Raw genomic sequence first — 20,468 nt, 5'->3', positions numbered from 1 at the left:
AGAAAGATAAAAAGGCTAGCCAGATGGCTAGCCTTTTTCTTATAACATTTTTGTAACATGCAAGCGCAGTAAAGCACGTTGCAATGCTGCTTCCGCTCTTTCTACATCAATATCAGGTGTAGGATTTGATAACCGACCTTCTGCACGCTCTTTAGCTCGACGAGCACGTTCCACATCAATGGATGTTGGATCTTGACAGTCAGGGGTTACAATACTCACCTTATTATGTTCAATTTCACAGAAGCCACCAAATACAGCATATTCACGAGATGTTCCATCTGGTTGTTCAATGCGTAAAGGTGCCAAGTCTAATGCAATAATCATAGGCGCATGATTTGGCAAAATACCAAAACCACCATCGATAGCTTTACCTACAAAGAATGTAGATTGGCCCTCGAATACGATTGCATCAGGTGTAATTATCTGTAGGGTCATAGGTTCCGCCATGGATTATTCCCCCTTCTCTTGCATTTCCTTTGCTTTTTGAATGGCTTCATCAATGGTACCAACCATGTAGAATGCACCTTCTGGCAATTCATCATGTTTACCATCCAAGATCTCTCTGAAGCCTCTCAATGTTTCGGACAATGGCACATATTTACCAGGAGAACCGGTAAATACTTCTGCTACGAAGAATGGTTGACTCAAGAAACGTTGAATCTTACGAGCGCGAGATACAGTGAGTTTATCTTCGTCAGACAATTCTTCCATACCGAGGATTGCGATAATATCTTGAAGATCGCGATATTTTTGCAATACTTCTTGTACTCCACGAGCTACTGCGTAGTGCTCTTCACCAAGTACATGTGGGTCCAAAATACGGCTTGTAGAGTCCAGAGGATCCACCGCTGGATAGATACCAAGTTCCGCAATGGAACGAGACAATACTGTTGTCGCATCCAAGTGAGCGAATGTCGCTGCTGGAGCCGGGTCAGTCAAGTCATCGGCAGGTACATATACAGCTTGTACGGAGGTAATAGAGCCTTCTTTTGTAGATGTAATACGCTCTTGCAATGCCCCTACGTCATTAGCCAATGTAGGTTGGTAACCTACGGCAGATGGCATACGACCTAAGAGGGCGGATACTTCGGACCCCGCTTGAATAAAGCGGAAGATGTTATCGATGAACAAGAGCACGTCTTGTTTTTTCACATCACGGAAGTATTCAGCCATTGTAAGACCAGTAAGACCTACGCGCATACGAGCCCCTGGTGGCTCATTCATTTGTCCATATACGAGGGCTGTTTTATTGATAACGCCAGACTCTTTCATTTCGTTCCACAAGTCATTACCTTCACGAGTACGTTCCCCTACACCGGAGAATACGGAATAGCCGCCGTGCTCTGTAGCAACATTGTGAATCAATTCCATAATCAATACGGTTTTACCTACACCGGCACCACCGAAAAGACCGATTTTACCACCTTTTACGTATGGAGCGATAAGGTCAACGACCTTAATACCTGTTTCCAAGATTTGTGTATCTGGAGAAAGGTCATCAAATTTAGGTGCTGGACGGTGAATAGGCCATTTTTCATCAGCCACAACTGGAGCTGGATCATGGTCTACAGTTTCACCAAGTACGTTAAAGATACGACCCAATACGCCTTCCCCTACAGGAACGGAAATTGGAGCACCAGTATCTTCTGCTTCCATATTACGTGTCATACCGTCAGTAGAACTCATGGCAACGCAACGAACTGTATCGTCGCCTAAGTGTTGCATAACCTCTACTACGATTTTTTGTCTATCGTGTGCCTTGTGGTCATGGTAGATGTGGATGGCGTTGTAGATAGCTGGTAAATGACCAGCATCAAAGCGCACGTCTACAACTGGGCCGATGACCTGCACAACTTTACCAATATTATTACTCATCGACAGATGTCTCCTTATCTATTGCAAGGCATTAGCGCCACCAACGATTTCAGAAATTTCGTTTGTAATGCTAGATTGACGCAACTTGTTGTATTCAAGGCCTAAGGACTCAATGAGTTCCCCTGCATTATCTGTAGCCGATGTCATGGCCGTCATACGAGCACCCAATTCACTAGCTGCAGATTGTAACAATCCATTATAAACTGTAATTTCTAAGTATTTTGGCAGCAACGCCTCCAAGACGGATACAGCGGACGGCATAAAATCATACTCTTCGCCTTTTACCTCATCTTGTGGTTGCTCTATTGGCAACAAGCGCTCAGCCTGTGCAATTTGCGTCATAGAATTTACAAAACGTGTATAGATCATGATGACTTCGTCTACTTCATGACGTTCATATAGTGAAAGTGCTTCATGCATGATGGCACGCGCATGTTCATAGGAAGGTTTATCGGAAAAGCCCGCATAGGACTTATCGATATGAATACCTCTAGATTTCATGCTGTCTCTAGGCTTTCTACCTGCCGTGATAACACGGTATGTATCAGGAGATTTACCATGTAATTGTTCCATAGCAAATTTCAACACATTAGACGAGAATGCCCCTGCAAGACCTTTATCTGCACCTACTACAATATAGCAAGTACGCTCTACAGGTCGCACATCTAAGAGAGGACTTTCAAAGCCTTCTAAATCACTATTCGACATATGACGCAAGATTTGCCCTATCTTTTCTGCGTAAGGACGAGTAGCTTCCGCTTTTGTTTGTGCCCTACGAAGACGAGCAGAAGCTACCATCTTCATCGCTTTTGTAATTTGTTGCGTATTGGTAACACTTTTTATGCGTTTTCGCAAATCTTGTGCACTAGCCATACATTACGCCTCCTTACGAGACACTAATGTATGTGTAGAGCCAAATGCTTCAACACATTCTGGGATTGCTTGCTTCAATAGATTTTCAGTTTCTTCGTCAATTTTCTTAGACGTTTCAATGTTAGTGATGATTTCAGGGTAATTTGCTTTTACATAGCGTAAAAGTTCAGATTCAAAGGACAATACATCTGCCACTTGAATATCTGCTAAGTACCCTTTAGTACCAGCGTACAGGTTGATAACCATTTCCGCTACGCTCATAGGCTCATATTGACCTTGTTTCAACATTTCAGTTAAGCGTTCACCGCGATCAAGTTGAGCGCGTGTAGCCGCATCAAGGTCAGAACCAAACTGAGCGAAAGCAGCCAACTCACGATATTGAGCAAGGTCCAAACGCAATTGGCCCGCCACTTGCTTCATCGCTTTAGTTTGTGCGCTACCACCTACACGGGATACGGACAAACCTACGTCAACAGCTGGACGAATACCAGAATAGAACATATCTGTTCCCAAGAAAATTTGACCATCAGTAATAGAAATTACGTTTGTTGGAATGTATGCAGATACGTCACCTGCTTGTGTTTCAATGATTGGCAACGCTGTAATAGAACCTCCACCAAGTTCAGATGAAAGTTTCGCAGCCCGCTCTAATAGACGACTGTGTAAGTAGAATACGTCACCTGGATATGCTTCACGCCCTGGTGGACGGCGCAATAATAGGGACATAGCACGGTATGCAGCCGCTTGTTTTGTTAAGTCATCATATACGCATAATACGTGTTTACCTTGGTACATAAAGTATTCACCCATGGCAACACCAGCATATGGTGCAATATATTGAAGAGGTGCACCGGTGGAGGCACTCGCAGAAACTACGATTGTATATTCCATAGCGCCTGCTTCTTCAAGTTTTTGTACTACACGAGCAACCGTAGATTCTTTTTGACCAATAGCTACATAAATACAAATAACATCTTTGCCTTTTTGGTTCAAAATAGTATCTAAGGCAATCGCAGTTTTACCTGTACCACGGTCACCGATGATAAGCTCACGTTGACCACGGCCGATTGGTACCATCGCATCAATCGCTTTAAGACCTGTTTGCAATGGTTCGTTTACGGATTGACGATCCGCAATACCAGGTGCTGGATGTTCGATAGGACGACGTTCTGTAGCTTGGATAGCACCCTTGCCATCAAGAGGTTGACCAAGAGGGTTTACTACGCGACCAATCAAGGCATCTCCAGCAGGAACGTCCATAATTTTGCCAGTACGGCGCACTTGGTCCCCTTCTTTAATCAAGAAGTCATCACCTAATAGTACGGCACCCACATTATCTAATTCTAAGTTCAAAACCAAGCCATATACGCCGTGTGGTAATTCTAGCAACTCACCGGCCATGGCTCTTTCAAGACCATAAATATGGGCGATGCCATCCCCTACGTCGAGAACAGTACCCACGTCATCGACATTGAGGTCAACATCATAGTCCTGAATCTGCTGTTTGATTATAGCAGTGATTTCTTCAGGCTTCATTTTCATATATACCCATTCACCCCTATCTAATAGAGTTCGTTCTTAATAAAGATTTTTCTAATTCCTCTAAACGACGAGATACAGAGCCATCAATGCGTTTATCCCCTACTTGGATAATAATACCACCCATAATAGATGGATCTTGACGCACAGATAAAATAACATCTTTCCCTGTTACTTCTCGTAATTTAGCTTGTACAGATGCTTCTACATCAGCTGTGATTGGTTCTACTACAGTTACAGTAGCTTCCAAAATACCACGAGCCTCTCGTGATTTTTGAATAAACGCTGCAATGGCCTGAGCAATATAACGATGGCGCCCGCGTTTAATCATCACATAAATAAAATGTAAAGCAACTTTGTCGATACTAGATTCAAAGATAGAACCAACTAACTTAATCTTTGCATCTTCTGTAACGATTGGATTTTCAAGGAATGAACGAAGTTCAGGCTGTTCCGCCATTACAGACGCTACATAACCTAATTGCTCCTCCATGAGTTCCAACTTATTTTGTTCTTGAGCTAATTCAAACATAGCCGAACCGTATTTATCTGCTACAATTTCTATGCTCATCGTATCACAACCCTATCGTTTTACTATCAAGTTGACGAATAGCGTCTTCGATCAATTTTGTATTAGTTTCGCTGTTCATATCTTTTGCAACAACTTTACCAGCCATAGCTACAGACAAAGAAACAACTTCATTACGCAAGCTATTCATAGCACGATCACGTTCGATGGCAATATCTTGACGAGCACGATTTTTTTCTTGTTCAATTTGCTCGCGAGCTGTTGCCAATTGTTCTCGTGTAGTATTTTCTGCTTCTTGAATTGCTTTTTCAACAATTTGTTGTGCTTCTACACGAGCATTAGAAATTTGAGCTGCATAATCAGCTTTAAACGTTTCTGCCTCTGCACGGGCTTGTTCAGCAGCTTCTAAATCTTTAGCAATTCGTTCTTTACGTTCTGTCATCATAGCCAATAATGGTTTATATGCAAAACGCGCCAATAGCCAAACTAATATAAAAAAGTTCAACATTTGAGCAAGAATCGTTCCAAGGCTTAAGTCAACCAAGGTTATTCCTCCTCGTTATTATCTGAATAACAAAATAAACGCAACTACTACACCGATGATAGGCATCGCTTCGATCAAACCAATCGCAACGAACATAGTAGACATCAATTGACCACGCAATTCAGGTTGGCGTGTAATACCTTCGATTACTTTACTAGATACAAGACCGTCACCGATACCTGCACCAATGGCACCACAACCTACTGCGATTGCTGCTGCTAATGCGAATAAACCTTGAGCTTCCATAATATATCCTCCATATATAATAATTAATGTTCCTCACTAAGAGCCATCCCTAAATAGGATGCTGTAAGAACGGTAAAAATAAAGGCTTGAATAATGCCGATAAACAAACTAAAAGCAATCCACACCCATGGTACAGGTACAAACCAAGGCAACTTGTATAATACTTCTAACAAAATTTCACCAGCTACGATATTGCCGAATAGACGGAAAGCAAGCGTAACAGGTCTAGCAATCTCTTCAAAGATATTAAGTACTAGCAAAGCCTTATAAGGTCGTACAAAATGCTTAAAGTAAGATAAGCCTTTAACTTTAATACCCATAACCCATACTACTAATGTACTGCATAAAGCCAATGCAACTGTAGTATTGATATCAGATGTTGGTGATGTTAACGCCTTAAGTGTAGGCATTAAGCCTAATTCATTTCCTACAAAAATAAATAAGAAAAACGTAAATAACAAGGAACTCACCATCGGCCAATGACGACCCAAGTTCGGAGCTAATTGCCCCTCTAAGCCTTCTAATATAGATTCCACTATATTTTGCAAGCCTACAGGCACCAATTTACGTCCTCGGGTGGCTAGTATTGTTATTAATATTACAATAGCCATAGTAACCCATGTAGCAATCAAGGTATCTATATTAAATGTCAACCCCAACCACTGCACGACCTCATGGTGTCCCGCATGTAATACCACGTTCTCAACCCCTTTCATAGATATAATAAAACCTAATATATTTACAATTAATATAAATATAACATATATGTATCATCATACATCGTTATAGATATATAATCAACACTTGAAGGGTAAGCAATTCCAATTAATCATAAATATAATGTATACAATGCATAATTGGAATACCTTTGTTGTTCCTATTTTACGTCATTTTAGAACTAAAACTGACGACTGAGCCACCAGTACACAGCATATAATGCAGGCTGAATAAGCGCGATACCTATAAACATGCTAACAGCCTCTACACCCGGAATTTTCAGACCTAAGACCACTAGAGAACCTACTAACATAAGGCGCCAAATCATCTGTCTACGAGATTTACGTACGGCTTTATAAGGATCTCCTGACACAATAGATTGTCCATGCAAAGCTAGGCTAAGCAAGTAGAGCACCATTATAAAAATGCCCCACAGCCAGCCCCATACATAGTGTTGTAATCCGCATGTAACCTGTATTATTACTCCTAAAAAGGCAATAAAAAAACAAGTCAGTAGCACGCGCACTATGAATTTTATATATTGATTCATACATACCTCACTACTTAACTTGTTTATATAACATATACATACATTCGCTCGAAATCCAATAAATACTAGAATATAAAAGGACTATATCTTTAAAAGTTGAGCAATAGTTGAGCAACCGACCGAAAATATTATGCTTTTTATCCATCTAGTTCTTCCGTTCCTTCAATTCTATAAGGAAGATCAAGTACTCTAATTAATTCTGATACTGAGTTTTGATTATAATCACTTGGTGGAACAGCAAACACCCGAATACGGTCATTATAATACACATAATTAACTCCGTCCGGCCACACGAAATCAGGAAATTGACGACTAAGCCTGTAAACATCCCAGACGTTCTTGTGTATGATATGCAGCATATCATTTGTTTTTCGCATAGCACTACAAACTAAATCCCATGCGTCGCTGTAAGTTCTTACTTCCCCGACTAAATTATCAAAAGCAACTCTTATTTCATTGCTTCTTCTATCTATATAGGTTAAATGCACAAATACTCGTAACACAAAACCACCTCCTTATATACTATTATATATAAATTCCTTAGAAAATCAAAAAAGACCTTACCAGGACATATTCCCAGTAAGGTCTTTTGTGTATTTACCATTAATCCACACGTCCGCCCTCGTATGGTAGGGAGATGCTTGGATCACCTCTCAGTCATCGATGAATTACTACTCCAATTGTCGCACCCGCTCCCAGTATTTGGGATAGGTTGCGTTGCATTCGTAAGCGTTTGATTGTTCTCTTGTCGTTGTCGATTTGCCCTTTCAACTCTGTCAAAGAGTTCTGCATTTCGGACAAGACAATTTCTTGCTTCATTGATTGAAGTTTGGCTTGCATTAATTCGTTCTCCAATTTGTTGATTGTATTGTGAGCTTCGTTCAATTCTTCCCTTTGCTTCATGACTAAGGACTGTACCTCGGTCAATGGCGCGCTGGATGTCTCGATTAAGTTCAAGGCTTTCTCGTTGTTGCTTTTCAATTCGTTCCACTGTGTTAAGGGAATCGTTATTGTTGCTTCCGTTTGGTTCATGGAAGATGTACCAGCAGCAAAAGACGGAGAGGAGCACAATACCACCGATAATAGCATGGCGGTAACTAAGGCGATTAAGTAAAACTTTGATTTTGTCATACATTATTCCCCTCCTATGAAGTCTGTGATACCACGTGCAATGGCTCTCACAATAGTATCAAGGTCATTGTTAAGTAGTGCTAGGTCTTCATCATTATCAATGAATGCCATTTCAACTAACACGGCTGTTGCATCCGTTCCGTTTAATACCCATAAATCTTGCCGTTCTTTCACACCACGATCAACCGTATTAATACTACGGATGATTTGTGATTGAATGTCGTTCGCTAGGCGTTGTCCATTAAAGGATTTATAAAGCGTTTCTGTACCCCTAGCTTGAGTGTTAAAAGCATTGCAGTGCAGAGACACAAATATATCTGCACCCCATTCGTTGGACTCAGAACATACGAGGCCCAAATCATCATTTTGTAAAGTGCGAACTTCACAGCCTGCTGTTTGTAAATAACAAGCCAATAACTTACCCGCATCACGAGCAACATCGCATTCACGACGTCCTGTGTTAGGATTTACTGCTCCAGAGTCCAGGTCAATATCATGACCTGGATTTATAAATATTTTCGTCATTACTACTACCTCCTTCTAATTTATCAGGGACACCATTATTGTTTCTATCCAACCAAAGTCCTAGGAAGCCTACTACGGCTGTCAATACACTAGGAATGAATATGTGGTCAATAATATTGAGCCCAACATCAATCAGCTTATTAGTTTCACTTGATACATAGCCCCTAGCAAATGCCATAACATACTCTGTTATGACTAGCCAAATAGGAATTAGCATAACAAGTACTAGAACCCGTGTCGCTAGTACTCCAGTAGGTCTAATGTTAGCAACACGAACAGCACCATATGCTGATTTCAGTCGGCTCATGATTTGATATTTCATTATCAGTCACCTCCTATATCGTCCGTATTAAGTGTGATACTTCTTCCTATTGGCATATTGTTTAGAACTTGGATATGCATCAATTCAGTACTCAGACTCTGAACTGTGGTTTCAAGGTTATTGAGCCTATGAAACTTCGCAGCATCTCGTTCTTCCAGCTTGACCAACTGCTTTAGTATTTCCTGATTACTCTTTGTTAAATCAGCGATACTGTTGATAGCATCAGATAACTTATCGTCATAATCTTTACGTTGTTTATCCATTCGTCGAGCCAAATGGTCATCTAATTCTTGCTTAACCGCAACTAGCGAGGTATGCTCCAAGAACCACACCATCGCACGAAACGAGCCCCGAAGGGCGGCCCAGATAACCCCTAATAGGGTTACCCAGAAGCCAATGTCCGCGAAATACGGTGGAATTCCGAAGTCCATTAGCAATAATCTAATTTCGTCCATTTAGGCCTCCGCTTTCTCCCATTTTTCACTATAAAGGTTCCATTTTTTGCTATGATCTGGATTGTAGACCTCTAATGAAATTTTCTGCATCATGACTTCTCGTGGTGGGCGAGATTCCTCGCTAACAGTCATTTTATTAACTCTAATGAGGTCATAAGATTTTAAATCAAGGTTATCATCTGCCCATACAAATGCGGGGATATTGATTACGGCAAGAGAACTGTTAGCGAAAGCATCCCTGTCAATATCAGCGGCCTTTGGCAAATTGATAATATTGTGCTCGGTTCCGACGAATGCTAATGCGCCAACTTTAACAACGTTCGGACAGGTGAGTTCACCTTCCAAATCGCTACGCCCATAAAATTGCTTAGGCAAAATTTCTGTAGCTGTCTCGGGATTGAATTCAACAAGACCTTTGATTTTAACAGTATCAACGACGTGCTCAATTAAGTTAAGATATTCAACATAAATATCATCTGCGCCATAAGGCTGAATTTTAATAGTTGCACTCCCAGATTGGATTTCAACAGCTTCTTCCTCACCGCGCACTCGAACTTTAAAGCCATCTTGTCCAGATACTCGAACTTCCGTATCCCCTTTTCTTGGCTCGTTAAAAGTAAGTGGTGCATAAGGTTGCTCAGCCAATGCATGGACAATAGCAGATAATATCGCTTCAAGGGTACCACTATTAATAAGGATATTCTTACCTTGAAGTGCTGAAACAACGCCTGATAAGTTAGGCATCTTCACTTTTAAGGATTCCAACCACTCCGCCTCGGTTCCTACGAATCCATGTGCTAAAGCAATTTCATAAGCACTTTTCCCGTTATTGCCTACCATGGTTGCTTTTACTTCCGCCTCTACTTTAATCGGACCTTCAAATCTTACTGGTAACGCTTCGTTTTGCATAATACATTCCTCCTCTAATCATGCATGGCCACATCCTGAATTATGTTGACTACCCCCATGCCCAGCTTGTAATATCGGCTAGGCTCCGATTCCTTATATGCAAAAGCATCATACACATGCTCACCAAAGGACTTGATTTCTAGGGTATCCTTTCCGGAAATATTGAATGTCGCAATCTTCCCAGATGCTACCCCTTGCACTTTAATAACAAGCGGACCACTTGCTCGCTTTCGTATGGCGAATACCGACTTGAATCCAGTCAAATCCACATTGTCATCTTGGACTGCGTAAACTATCCCGAAATCCTCGCCAATATTGAGGTCTATATCCTTTACATTCATTACTTATCATCTCCCTTAATTGAATGGAATCATACCTTGTTTGTCGTACCCGGTCACATCGACTACCAAATACTGAGATGTAGTCTTACCCGAGCAACCTACAGGATACGTGGTAACTGTATTCCAATCAATGAACTGATACGATTTCAGCGATACGGTACTCTCATCGTGAAATCTGAACGTTTGCCACACTCGCCCCGTGTGTGACTTTTTATCTCCGTTATTGATATTGGGCCCCCAAACGGATACATCGATTACAGACATGGGTATAATCGCAACCTTGACGCCATAAGTCTTTGGATCACGGGCCATGTTTGTAAAAGTATCCGGAACGTAGTTTGATAACTGGTTATACCAATCATGCGCATAGTGATCGATTATGCGTAGGTACCTGATGCGGCTATCATATATCACATCATTCTGCAGATTGTAATCTGCTACCCAGGATGCTTTATAGTACTTGTGACGGCCAAGCACTTGCAATGCCGTATTAGGCTTACTACTTCCTACCTTGTCAACAAATCGAATACGAGGTGTATTTGCATTAGCCACAACATCCTCGAAATAGCCGAAGCAATAAAACTTGATGCCGGCTTTCACTTCATCAACCATTGCTTGCGTTACCTTTTCGCCTGGCTTAATTACATCCACTACCAGCACCATTAATCGTTCACGACGTTTATGAACCCACTGAGCTGCGAATTCATATCCTTGTGGAACTGATACTGCTATAAGAGGTGCATCACCATGATATGCGTAATTAGTGACATAAAAGACCTGGATTACATTAGCCTCCCCTGCGATATATCCGTATTGGAATTTACTTGTAGGTACCATCATAGGAGTGTAAGCTGCGGGCTTGAGTGGAATTTGAACTGTTGGCGTTATCCCCCTCATTGCCCCAGTGTAAAGAACTGCATCTTTTTGTTTAGGAAAGCTAAGATATACTAGATTATCATAGGTATCGTTTATAATCGTGACACCTTCTTTATTCTGGATGTTAATAAATTCCATACGCCAACCACCCTTCATATGTAAGATCTTTAAATTGACGATTGATATTATATTCATCCTGGGACACCGCAAAATAATATGTTATGACATTGCCCCTAACCTCTGCCACTAAGTACTGCCCCATGGCTGCGGCCCAGACATGTTGCCCAGGCTGTAAACCATTCACAGTAATTTGTTGACGTCGATTTGGGATGTCAGATACATATATCCGCCCCTCGATATGCGTGAGCCTTTCCTTGAGATTTAGTATGATATTGCCGTTAGCATCATAAGCTAATACATGCGGTTCCATAATACCTCCTACCAGCATCCAAGCTTAATCCGAGGGTTGTTATCATCATCAAAGCCTGTAATAAGATTATCCTGAATCTCAACACGAGCGCCCGTCTCTTTCGAACGAAGTAACCCGATTGTACCGGACACCGCCGATAAACTATCAACATGTAATTTGTCGGCAGTAACTGCGTTAGCCTGAATCATCTTATTAACAATGACGTTATCATCGAACTTAGTCGCTCCAGTGATGTGAATCAATTTCCCCGCAATGTATACACCGGACTGACTGAGGTTAATGCGAGATACCAACTCGCCACCATCAATCTCACCAATACTTTTTTTAACTTGTAAATCGATGCTACCAGCTAACTCAGTAATGCGAGATTCCGTATGTGATGCCAAATTCGTAATTCTTCTAGTGGTCTCTTCAGAATTCTTATTGAATTTCTTGTCAAGTTCCTTAATTCGTTCATCAACTTTATTCAGCCCAAGAGACTCAAGGTCTAGCAAGCTAGCATCAATTTGTGTCTTAATCACGACTTGCTTCTCGTTAACGAGTCCATCTCCGAACACATCCACAAACGAGCAACGTATCCGATATATTCCGGCTGAGTTCGAATACGTCAGCATGGTGCTAGTAGTTTCAAAATCATCAGTGCGTTCATCTCCGATCACGTGGCATCGAATAGCGTAGGCCTGCGCCGGCTTAGTTGAGAAGTAAAGATTGAATCCGCCTAACTGACTTTTTACTACAAGCTCAGGCGCGGCCAACTGTGGAACGTTATACTCATATGTTGCTGCAGTCGAGTATTTGCCCAACGTGCTGCGAGCATATAAATAAACCGTATCTGCTCGTTTGGTTAAAGTAAGTACAGCAGAGGTACCTTTAACTCTTGCCAATAAAGCATTCGTATCTTTGCCAGGATTATTATCGGTACGTAATTCGTAATAGTCGACATCAGCATTCAGCACCTCATCCCATGATGCGGTGGCATTTCTACCGAACGTAATACCAAAATTACTAGGCATATCAGGTATCGCATCCATTGGTTTGACTATCACATCAACCATTTGGGCTGTTTCTGCTCGGTTGCCAAATCGGTCAACCGAGATTGCTTTGATTCGATACTCCTCACCTGGACCTAATGATTTGATAATAACCTGACTATTACTACTGCCAGCATACTGCCATTCTTGCCCCGTTACAGGTTTTCCACTTTTCGATTTTAAGAGATACCAAATCTCCGCCACATCGAAATTGGCAGGATTACTAGGCGGGTCAAATAGCACTTGTAAGTCGTAGTAAACACTTTTATCGGCCGTTTGATTGTATCGACTTATAACGTGTAAATTCTGAACATCCTCTGGCGTTTGCAGCTTAGGTATGGCTATAGATTTTGTTACGCCAGTAGTTAACTGTCCTAACTCATTAATAGCCTGTACCCGCACCTCATAGGTCGCACCTAGCAGCACATCAGATATCGTGGTAGTATTTGTGGATGCCGGGTAGTTTCCGATATATGTCCACGTATCGCTTTTTACGTTTCGGTAATTTACGACTACGTTTGAGACTTTTCCATCACGAGGTAACTGCCACGTTACACCTATGCGTGAATACATGATGCCATTAGCACCATAGACATCGCTCACTAACCCTACTGATTGAATATCAGATGCACCGTGATTCGTATAATCAATACTTGGCACCGTGCCATCATCTGATACATAGAGTTCTGGATAGTATTCCATGCATTGGATCTTACGAGTCATTTCTGATAGTGTCTTTGTAATAGCCAACACACGAAATGGCTTAGCCGATTTAGAAATTTCTCCGAATGCATATACCGCATCAGGCTGCACCGGTATAGCCTCTTTAACAATCACATTGAGACCTGATACATTTACTACGTTAAACGTAGAGACGATATCCGTAGCGTTGCTACGAATCAGCAACTGATAATTCTTCCCTGGTTGTACCGACACTTCCTTGTCGAGTGTAATCGTCTGGCCACTTACCGCAACCACACGACCGCCCTCGCCCCATTCAGGTATGTCGTGCTGAATTAAAATAATATCTCCTACCGTGCACGCTATAGCATCCGTAAACGCCTCTATTGTCACAGTACGTATTTCATATTTATTGCATCGCAAGAAATGCTTACCGTGTTTATAGGCCTGCTCAAGACTAGTACACCCCATAAGTTCAACTTGTGCCGGATTTGTTAGCGTATCCGACTCGTCGTAAGTATCCCCATATACTGGAATGACGTCTCGCTCATAATCCTTATCCTTGTTAAGGAACGATATTTCAACAGAGTTAGCCCTAGCCTCCACACCTTGAAACTCTTCAGTAAAGCTGCCATGTTTTATATTGGCTACAGTAAACAACTGTACCGGTGTAGATTGATAATCACTAACACATGTGAACCTGGTTCCTACAGGAATTACTTTCCCTCGACCTACTGCTTCTGGATACTTTAACGCATCCCATAATCGTATAGCGGTGTCGTATATATAGTTGAACGTAAACCCATCCATTTTGCACTTATCTGCCCATGCCTTAAATGCGTTATAGTCAAGGCGCATATGGGGCTGTCCAAATACAATATACTCACCGCCAATCTTACGGCAGATGTGAATTAAATCATAAGCAGCCCAAGCCGGGTTATCAGCTGGTTGTGCTTCATACTTATTGATATACGGATTAAATACATACACCTCTGAACGTTCTTGAATCCACGTTACTTTTGGATCAGTACCGCTTAGCTGAGATGTAGCCAATGCCTTAATTCCAATGAGGGCTTTTCCCGGATGCACAAAATCATCATAAATAATTTGGGTTAGCTGCACCCAGTAGACCTTATTGACATGGCGCAGGCTTTTCCCATCTTTCGCACTGCAGCGCATACGGATTTCATAACGCGCCTTTTCAAGATTGTCAAAGCGAAATACACGATAAAACGCATTATTTGTCGCCTCTTCAATTCGCCCTGCATAATCGGATGTATTCGTCACGCTATTATCCGACTTGATAAAGTTCCACGCATCGCGGCGCTTAATATGACCTGCCATGCCCTTTTGATTTGCTAAAGGTAATGCCTGCCAGGACTCATCGCCTACCTTACGAATTTCTGCTTTCAATGTGACAGACGTACGGTCAGCGCCGCCGCTATCATTTGAATAATATAATCCGTTTGGGAATCCAACAGTTAACTCTATCGCATCACACGCATCGCCTTGTACCTGTTGCGTATTCCATGATTCAGTCAATTCATAGTTTAGGGATTGATCCGCAAAGTTATCATTGAAATTTGGGATAACTGTTTGGTCATTTGTGCCCTTTCTGATATCCACCTGCACATCCTTATAATTACTGATTGGGTTAGCGTTAATACGAATATCTTCTATCTTTGATAATTCGCCCTCACCCGCACAGTATAAAAGGTTAAGGTATTGCTTTTCGCCATCACTAATTACATGGCGGGATAATAATAACCCAGCGCTTTTCATCCGGCCATACGTCACGGCTAAAGGGTAGCCCTGCCCAGTAACAGTTTCGGTACCTCCCCAGCCATATGTATTTGACTGTTCGGAATTCGAACGGTCAACCTTAGGAGCAGTTAACTTTGAAATGATAACATTACCTATCATCCCTACCGCCATAGCAATTATTGACCGCCAAATTAAGCTTTTGATACCAAAGATAGCACCCGAAGCGATACCACCGGTAAATGCAGCCATCCCTATCGATAGAAGAACACCAAAGAACTTACCCTCAACTCGGGGCATTACTACAATGTAATCTTCATCGTTTACAACTGTATCTGGTGCCGCCTCATGTCCATTTACTGAGTACGCCCATTCACCAGGTACACTGAAGTAATAGCTGATAGACTTGCCCTGTTTAAATGGCAAATATTTTGTATCCCGTTGCTCTGGCTTGAACGGATTATTTACAATAATTACGTTAACCATCTGCTACTCCTTCCTTTCATAAATGTGCTTCAATCGAGGCACGTACTTTGATATGTGCTCTATACAGGTGCCGCTGTGTTCAGTAGCGTGTATAAATTTACCTTCGCCAAGATAAACCCCTACATGATCGAGATTTTTACCATATAGCGCAAATACCAAAACACTCCCTGGCATTGGCTCACGAACCTCGCGCCATTCGTCCATTTGGATTTGGGTATATTCGGGTAGTGGTATTCCACTACGCCGATATACCTCAACAACTACATCCCAGCATTTCATTTCCGAGAATGGGGTACCTATCATATCAGTCACGTCACTTATTGGATGCATACAGTCCTCCTTGCGGGATAGTAGGTTCTCCGCCAAATCGTGTACTGTTCCCCAATTCACGGCATCGCGCTAAGGTTTTATTGCATTGATTTTCACGGCCCTTATACCCACACTGAACGCCTTTAAACTTGAACGGACAGAAATCCTTCATCACACGGATTAACGGGAATCGTCGAGTAAAGCTAAAGTCAGTACCCAGTGTAAACTCCATCCATTCTGCGTTTGCATGAGTTCCAGTAATTACGAAATGCTCCTCTTGCTCGCACACATCAGGTATGTTTGTATTCACTACACGAATGATGACATTGGCTCCAGTGAATCCATTATTAGACTCTGCCATGCGCTGAATTGTACGAGTCACATTAGATACGGATAGCTTGATATTAGGTAAATCCGTCGCATTCTCTGTAACATCTTGAATGGTAAATGGAAATGCGATATAGGTATTGCCTTGAAATTGGATATTCTCCGTATTGTATACCAATCGAATCGTATCGTTTTTATAGGATATTTCTAACAGCATTAACCACACACCTGTGGCCGATATTTGGTTTTTCTCTAAAATCGATGCCGTTGAGAGTGGTAACATTTTATACCTCCTGTAATTTCACGGTTCCCATCCACACTCCGTAATCATTCGCCGCAAAGTCTAACTGATCAGCAAATCTCACTCGAAGTGTTTCACGAGTTTCAGGATGAACCCAATCAAACACATTTGAACAGTTAACATCGTCATAGAATGCCCGAAGTTTATAGTAATCGGCTGTTGGCAACTTATACCCTACGGAATATGTCCGCAGTGTCTTTGTCGTCTTTTTCCTGGTAATTAGCGTCATGTTTTCAACTTGGCCTTTATACGAAATATCTGGAGTAGTCTCCTGAATTGGGTATATCGGCCATCGAATATCTGGAAATACTGCCATATTTATACTGCGGATGCCTTGATGGCGTCACGCATACCTCCTTTGTTTGATTCCATAGCACGAACTACTACATCGATAACATAATTCTCACCATCAAAACGAGAGTTCTGTTGCTTGCTTTCGAGTTCTTGGCCAGACTGATTAACGATATTAACAACTACGTTGTTACTTGTAGTACCGCCCATCAATCTACGTGTTTCACTTGCAGTATAAATACGATGTGATCCCGATGATTGTAATAGTTCTGGCCCGTTTTCACCAACTAACATAAGTCCTGGATTCGTTTTTCCTCCGGCAGCGAATCGATTTCCTGTAAATGCAGAACTAAACGAACTACCACCGGCAAAGGACGATGTCCCTTTTGCAGCACCTAGTGAGCCAATACCACTTACTGCACCACCAAATAATCCTTGCAACTTAGGCATGATGTATTGTTGGAACGTTAACTGAATCATCATCTTAATAATGGCATTTGTCATATCCTTGAATATGTCCTTAATGCCTTTACTGAATGACTTCGTTCCTGTTGCCATAGCCTCGAGATTATTTGTCCATGCTGAATTGATAGAGCTCATCGTACTATCAAAAGTAGACTTTGCTAAATCAGCATAATTGGTAGTCTCTTGCTTATACTGGCGAGCGGCTTCTTGTAGGCTCGTTTTCAGACTGCGACCGGCAAGTTCCCATAGCTTCTGCTGGGACTCTAACAGGTTCTTTTCAATCTGCAGCCTTTGAGTAGCCGTTAACTGGGCCTCATTCACTTCACTCCGTGCATAGTCAATATAGGTCTTTAACTCTTCAGCAAGTAGTGCGTCCGCATCACTACGAGACAATCGACCAAGCGCAACCATATTGGTTAAGTGGTCAACGGTTTCACTCGTTTGCGTGTACGCCAACTCTCTGATTTTCTGCTCAGTATCAGACGCCACTTTTAGTCGCTCTGCTTGAGCTTTCTTTTCAGCGAGTTCCTTATCGCCTACGGCTTTTGTATACTCACGAACGTTATCGTCAATCTGCGCCTTTTGTGCTTCAGCTTCCGCTTTGAGTAATTGTAAGCGGTCGCCGGTACGTTCAAGATCGAGTTTCTTAATATCCTCGTTCATCTTACGGACACGAATAGTTTGATTACGTTGCGCCTCAGCTAATCGCTTTTGATACAGCTCTTCGTTCTTAGCTCTAACTTGGGCAGTTAGATTTGACTCAGCGAGCTTCTTAGCATTTGCTGCGCTACCTGCTGTGTCTGTAGAGGCGCTCGATGTAGCTCCGGCTAATACGCTAGTATCTACATAACCAGTAATAGCCCCAAAGTCACCTTCAACAGACGGCTTAGCAACCACTCCTGTACTAGAGTTAGCCCCAGTATAGCCACCTGCACCATCACTAATGACAATATGATTATCGCCAAGTACAACCACACCGTCGCCGGCTTTAGGAATGTAGCCATCTCCCGCATCATGCCAAGCACCTGCGGATCTAGCTGCTTCCATGATTGATGGGACATATCGAGGCACGTCCTTACCAAATGCCTGCAATACAGAGTCTGAGAACAGCTTGCCGCAGTCAGTTGCCCATGTACCATCAGCACCTAACTCGTATGCTTTACCGAGCTGTTCATTGGCTGCATCTAGTACACTCACAGCTTCTCCAGTAACGCCTCCGCTCAATCCGGAAACAGAACGGATGATATCACGAATATTCTTATTGTTAGCTTCATACTGGTTTTTAGCTGTTAGCTTATCAATTTCGTATTGACTGCCGTCAATTTGCAGACTCTGCAAAGTAAGAGACCGATATAATTCAGACATACGCTCTACAGCACTCGTCAACTTTTCGGCTGCTTGCTGTGCTTTCTTCGCAGCCTGTTCTTGGGCTTTGGCCGCTTTCGCTGCCTCTTCATTCGCCTTATTGATAGCCTCGGTATTGGTTAGGCCTCCACCGTTAGCAAGGTCCTCTTTTGCTTTTGCGAGTTCCTCATCGAGTTTCGCTTTTGCAGCATCCGCCTCTTCTTTTTGCTTCAAAGCCGCATCGATTCTAGCGCCTTCTTCTTTTGTAGCTAAGCGGTCATTTTTTACAAGCCCAAGCCACGCACTATCCTCAATCCAATATCGAGTATCGTGTGATTCCCTAAACTTGTCAGACAGGCCTGTTGTTGAGTTCGTATTCTTGTGAATACGCTTCCCATCAACATCTACACCCATATAAGAGCCAGATGTTTTTTCATTGTAACGAAAATCAAGTAATGCTTTCCCAGCAAGTCCGATTACCGTAGCTAATGTTACCCAAGGACCTGCAGCGGCGAGTGTGGCCAATCGCATAAATCCGAGTGCACTGGTTAGCGACCTCATGACTATGATTACTGCCCCAGCTTCTGCACCGAATTTAACAATTCCGCCGATAGCTTCCTTTTGCTCAGCAGTCATTGACTCAAATTCTTTAGCTACATCCAATACGCCTTTTGCGTAGTCATTAAACACAGGAACTAACTCATGGCCGATGGATACCGCAAGCCTCTTACCTGTATTCTCTAAATCCTTTAATTCCCGATTTAGCTTCGCAGATTTGGCTGCGGTATCATCGTCGATGATAAGCCCCATTGCCTTGGCACGTTCAGCCACCTTGTCCATCTGTTCAGCGGACATGTTAAGCATGGCGTGCATTTGGTAACCAGTACGGCCGAATAACTCCATTTCGACACGAGTCTTTTCAGCCCCGTCCTTCATGCCTCTTAGACGTTCCTGTATCATCTTGAACACTTCAACGGTATTCTTACCTTGAATCTGTTCAAGCGTATAGCCTAATTTACTAAATATATCAGTGCCGAGTTTCCCCTCTGCCCGAGCGACTTCCATTTTTTCCTTGGCCGCTCCGACGTTCTTGGAGAACTTAGCAAATGCACCAGCGCTATCTTCCATAGCTATGCCCATATAATTGGCCACTGCTAATAATTCGCTGGTTTCTTTTGCCGTAGCACCGGTAATTCCTGATAATTTCTTAACGGCTACATCCCATTGAATAGCCTCTTTGGCAAGTTTGGCACCGATGCCTACAACACCGACACCGGCACCTATCGCCATGAGGTCATTCTTCATTTTGCCAAGGGCGGATTTGGCGCCTTCGGCACTAGCTGTAATTTTCTTGAGTCCTGCTTCCGTATTCTTATCGGTCAGCTGAACGACAATATCAATTAAATTATTGGCCATTCTTGTGCGCCACCTCCAATTCTTTGGCTTCTAATAATACGAGTAAGTCGATAAGGTGCGGTAGTGGCTCAATGCCGTAAGCCCTCGCCACTTCTAACACCGCTGGCATATCGAATCCAGCAATACCGCCTGGATGCCAACGTCGCTGCATTCGGCTGGCATTGTATACTCGCATTGCCTGTCTCGTTCCATCT

24 protein-coding genes are annotated in these 20,468 nt (G+C 42.5%); all 24 read right to left on the bottom strand.

The features are described from left to right. Window positions 1–39 precede the first annotated feature (39 nt). The 24 genes from atpC to E7K77_RS08090 all read right to left on the bottom strand — a co-directional run bounded on the left by atpC (window position 40) and on the right by E7K77_RS08090 (window position 20,449). Entirely contained in the window at window positions 40–447 is a 408-nt protein-coding gene (gene atpC / locus E7K77_RS08205) for an ATP synthase F1 subunit epsilon (RefSeq protein WP_004697509.1), read from the bottom strand. 3 nt (window positions 448–450) lie between these two features. Continuing rightward, window positions 451–1,875, bottom strand: coding sequence for a F0F1 ATP synthase subunit beta (gene atpD, locus E7K77_RS08200; RefSeq protein ID WP_004697530.1), 1,425 nt, complete (start codon window positions 1,873–1,875; stop codon window positions 451–453). A gap of 18 nt (window positions 1,876–1,893) precedes the next feature. After that, window positions 1,894–2,748 carry an ATP synthase F1 subunit gamma gene (gene atpG, locus E7K77_RS08195; protein WP_101928466.1) on the bottom strand — a complete coding sequence of 285 codons (855 nt, stop codon included), beginning with the start codon at window positions 2,746–2,748 and terminating at the stop codon, window positions 1,894–1,896. 3 nt (window positions 2,749–2,751) lie between these two features. After that, a complete protein-coding gene (gene atpA, locus E7K77_RS08190; protein WP_004695067.1) occupies window positions 2,752–4,290 on the bottom strand; it encodes a F0F1 ATP synthase subunit alpha in 1,539 nt (512 codons plus the stop codon). 16 nt (window positions 4,291–4,306) lie between these two features. Beyond that, window positions 4,307–4,858 carry an ATP synthase F1 subunit delta gene (atpH, locus tag E7K77_RS08185; protein WP_004695066.1) on the bottom strand — a complete coding sequence of 184 codons (552 nt, stop codon included), beginning with the start codon at window positions 4,856–4,858 and terminating at the stop codon, window positions 4,307–4,309. A 4-nt stretch (window positions 4,859–4,862) separates the two neighbouring features. Continuing rightward, window positions 4,863–5,360 carry a F0F1 ATP synthase subunit B gene (gene atpF, locus E7K77_RS08180; RefSeq protein WP_004695065.1) on the bottom strand — a complete coding sequence of 166 codons (498 nt, stop codon included), beginning with the start codon at window positions 5,358–5,360 and terminating at the stop codon, window positions 4,863–4,865. A gap of 18 nt (window positions 5,361–5,378) precedes the next feature. Then, on the bottom strand, window positions 5,379–5,606 hold the full coding sequence (gene atpE, locus E7K77_RS08175; protein ID WP_004695064.1) for a F0F1 ATP synthase subunit C: 228 nt from the start codon (window positions 5,604–5,606) through the stop codon (window positions 5,379–5,381). A gap of 23 nt (window positions 5,607–5,629) precedes the next feature. Further along, complete coding sequence (gene atpB / locus E7K77_RS08170) at window positions 5,630–6,304, bottom strand: F0F1 ATP synthase subunit A (RefSeq protein ID WP_004695063.1); 675 nt, start codon at window positions 6,302–6,304, stop codon at window positions 5,630–5,632. Between the two features lie 200 nt (window positions 6,305–6,504). After that, window positions 6,505–6,741: a hypothetical protein gene (locus tag E7K77_RS08165; protein ID WP_229055813.1), complete on the bottom strand. Its 237-nt coding sequence runs from the start codon at window positions 6,739–6,741 to the stop codon at window positions 6,505–6,507. Window positions 6,742–7,010: 269 nt separating this feature from the next. Beyond that, the gene (locus E7K77_RS08160) at window positions 7,011–7,376 is read right to left on the bottom strand and encodes a hypothetical protein (RefSeq protein ID WP_325306060.1); all 366 of its coding nucleotides are present in this window, start codon (window positions 7,374–7,376) and stop codon (window positions 7,011–7,013) included. Between the two features lie 154 nt (window positions 7,377–7,530). Next, window positions 7,531–8,004: a hypothetical protein gene (locus E7K77_RS08155; RefSeq protein ID WP_322352825.1), complete on the bottom strand. Its 474-nt coding sequence runs from the start codon at window positions 8,002–8,004 to the stop codon at window positions 7,531–7,533. Window positions 8,005–8,007: 3 nt separating this feature from the next. Then, a complete protein-coding gene (locus E7K77_RS08150) occupies window positions 8,008–8,529 on the bottom strand; it encodes an N-acetylmuramoyl-L-alanine amidase family protein (RefSeq protein WP_325306061.1) in 522 nt (173 codons plus the stop codon). Beyond that, window positions 8,498–8,851 (bottom strand): hypothetical protein, encoded by a 354-nt coding sequence (locus E7K77_RS08145; protein WP_325306062.1) that lies wholly within the window; start codon window positions 8,849–8,851, stop codon window positions 8,498–8,500. The genes E7K77_RS08150 and E7K77_RS08145 overlap by 32 nt, the downstream gene beginning before the upstream one ends. A gap of 2 nt (window positions 8,852–8,853) precedes the next feature. Then, window positions 8,854–9,306 carry a hypothetical protein gene (locus tag E7K77_RS08140; RefSeq protein WP_315307207.1) on the bottom strand — a complete coding sequence of 151 codons (453 nt, stop codon included), beginning with the start codon at window positions 9,304–9,306 and terminating at the stop codon, window positions 8,854–8,856. After that, complete coding sequence (locus E7K77_RS08135; protein WP_325306065.1) at window positions 9,307–10,215, bottom strand: lysyl-tRNA synthetase; 909 nt, start codon at window positions 10,213–10,215, stop codon at window positions 9,307–9,309. 14 nt (window positions 10,216–10,229) lie between these two features. After that, entirely contained in the window at window positions 10,230–10,556 is a 327-nt protein-coding gene (locus E7K77_RS08130; RefSeq protein ID WP_278469880.1) for a hypothetical protein, read from the bottom strand. A 15-nt stretch (window positions 10,557–10,571) separates the two neighbouring features. Next, the gene (locus E7K77_RS08125) at window positions 10,572–11,570 is read right to left on the bottom strand and encodes a hypothetical protein (protein ID WP_316687654.1); all 999 of its coding nucleotides are present in this window, start codon (window positions 11,568–11,570) and stop codon (window positions 10,572–10,574) included. Further along, window positions 11,557–11,862 (bottom strand): hypothetical protein, encoded by a 306-nt coding sequence (locus E7K77_RS08120; RefSeq protein WP_287512926.1) that lies wholly within the window; start codon window positions 11,860–11,862, stop codon window positions 11,557–11,559. Before E7K77_RS08120 ends, E7K77_RS08125 begins: the two co-directional genes overlap by 14 nt. An 8-nt stretch (window positions 11,863–11,870) precedes the next feature. Then, window positions 11,871–15,356: a host specificity factor TipJ family phage tail protein gene (locus E7K77_RS08115; protein WP_325321183.1), complete on the bottom strand. Its 3,486-nt coding sequence runs from the start codon at window positions 15,354–15,356 to the stop codon at window positions 11,871–11,873. A 468-nt stretch (window positions 15,357–15,824) separates the two neighbouring features. After that, window positions 15,825–16,151 (bottom strand): C40 family peptidase, encoded by a 327-nt coding sequence (locus tag E7K77_RS08110; RefSeq protein ID WP_325306068.1) that lies wholly within the window; start codon window positions 16,149–16,151, stop codon window positions 15,825–15,827. Beyond that, complete coding sequence (locus tag E7K77_RS08105) at window positions 16,135–16,740, bottom strand: DUF1833 family protein (RefSeq protein ID WP_325306069.1); 606 nt, start codon at window positions 16,738–16,740, stop codon at window positions 16,135–16,137. Before E7K77_RS08105 ends, E7K77_RS08110 begins: the two co-directional genes overlap by 17 nt. A gap of 1 nt (window position 16,741) precedes the next feature. Beyond that, window positions 16,742–17,074, bottom strand: a complete 333-nt coding sequence (locus E7K77_RS08100; protein WP_325306070.1) for a hypothetical protein — start codon at window positions 17,072–17,074, stop codon at window positions 16,742–16,744. A gap of 2 nt (window positions 17,075–17,076) precedes the next feature. Next, window positions 17,077–20,274, bottom strand: coding sequence for a phage tail tape measure C-terminal domain-containing protein (locus E7K77_RS08095; protein ID WP_325306071.1), 3,198 nt, complete (start codon window positions 20,272–20,274; stop codon window positions 17,077–17,079). Beyond that, window positions 20,264–20,449 (bottom strand): hypothetical protein, encoded by a 186-nt coding sequence (locus E7K77_RS08090; protein ID WP_105098784.1) that lies wholly within the window; start codon window positions 20,447–20,449, stop codon window positions 20,264–20,266. Before E7K77_RS08090 ends, E7K77_RS08095 begins: the two co-directional genes overlap by 11 nt. Window positions 20,450–20,468 lie beyond the last annotated feature (19 nt).

The organism is Veillonella parvula, from assembly GCF_032577575.1.
In the GTDB taxonomy this organism is placed as follows: domain Bacteria; phylum Bacillota; class Negativicutes; order Veillonellales; family Veillonellaceae; genus Veillonella.
This window is presented reverse-complemented; position numbering and strand designations above follow the sequence as displayed.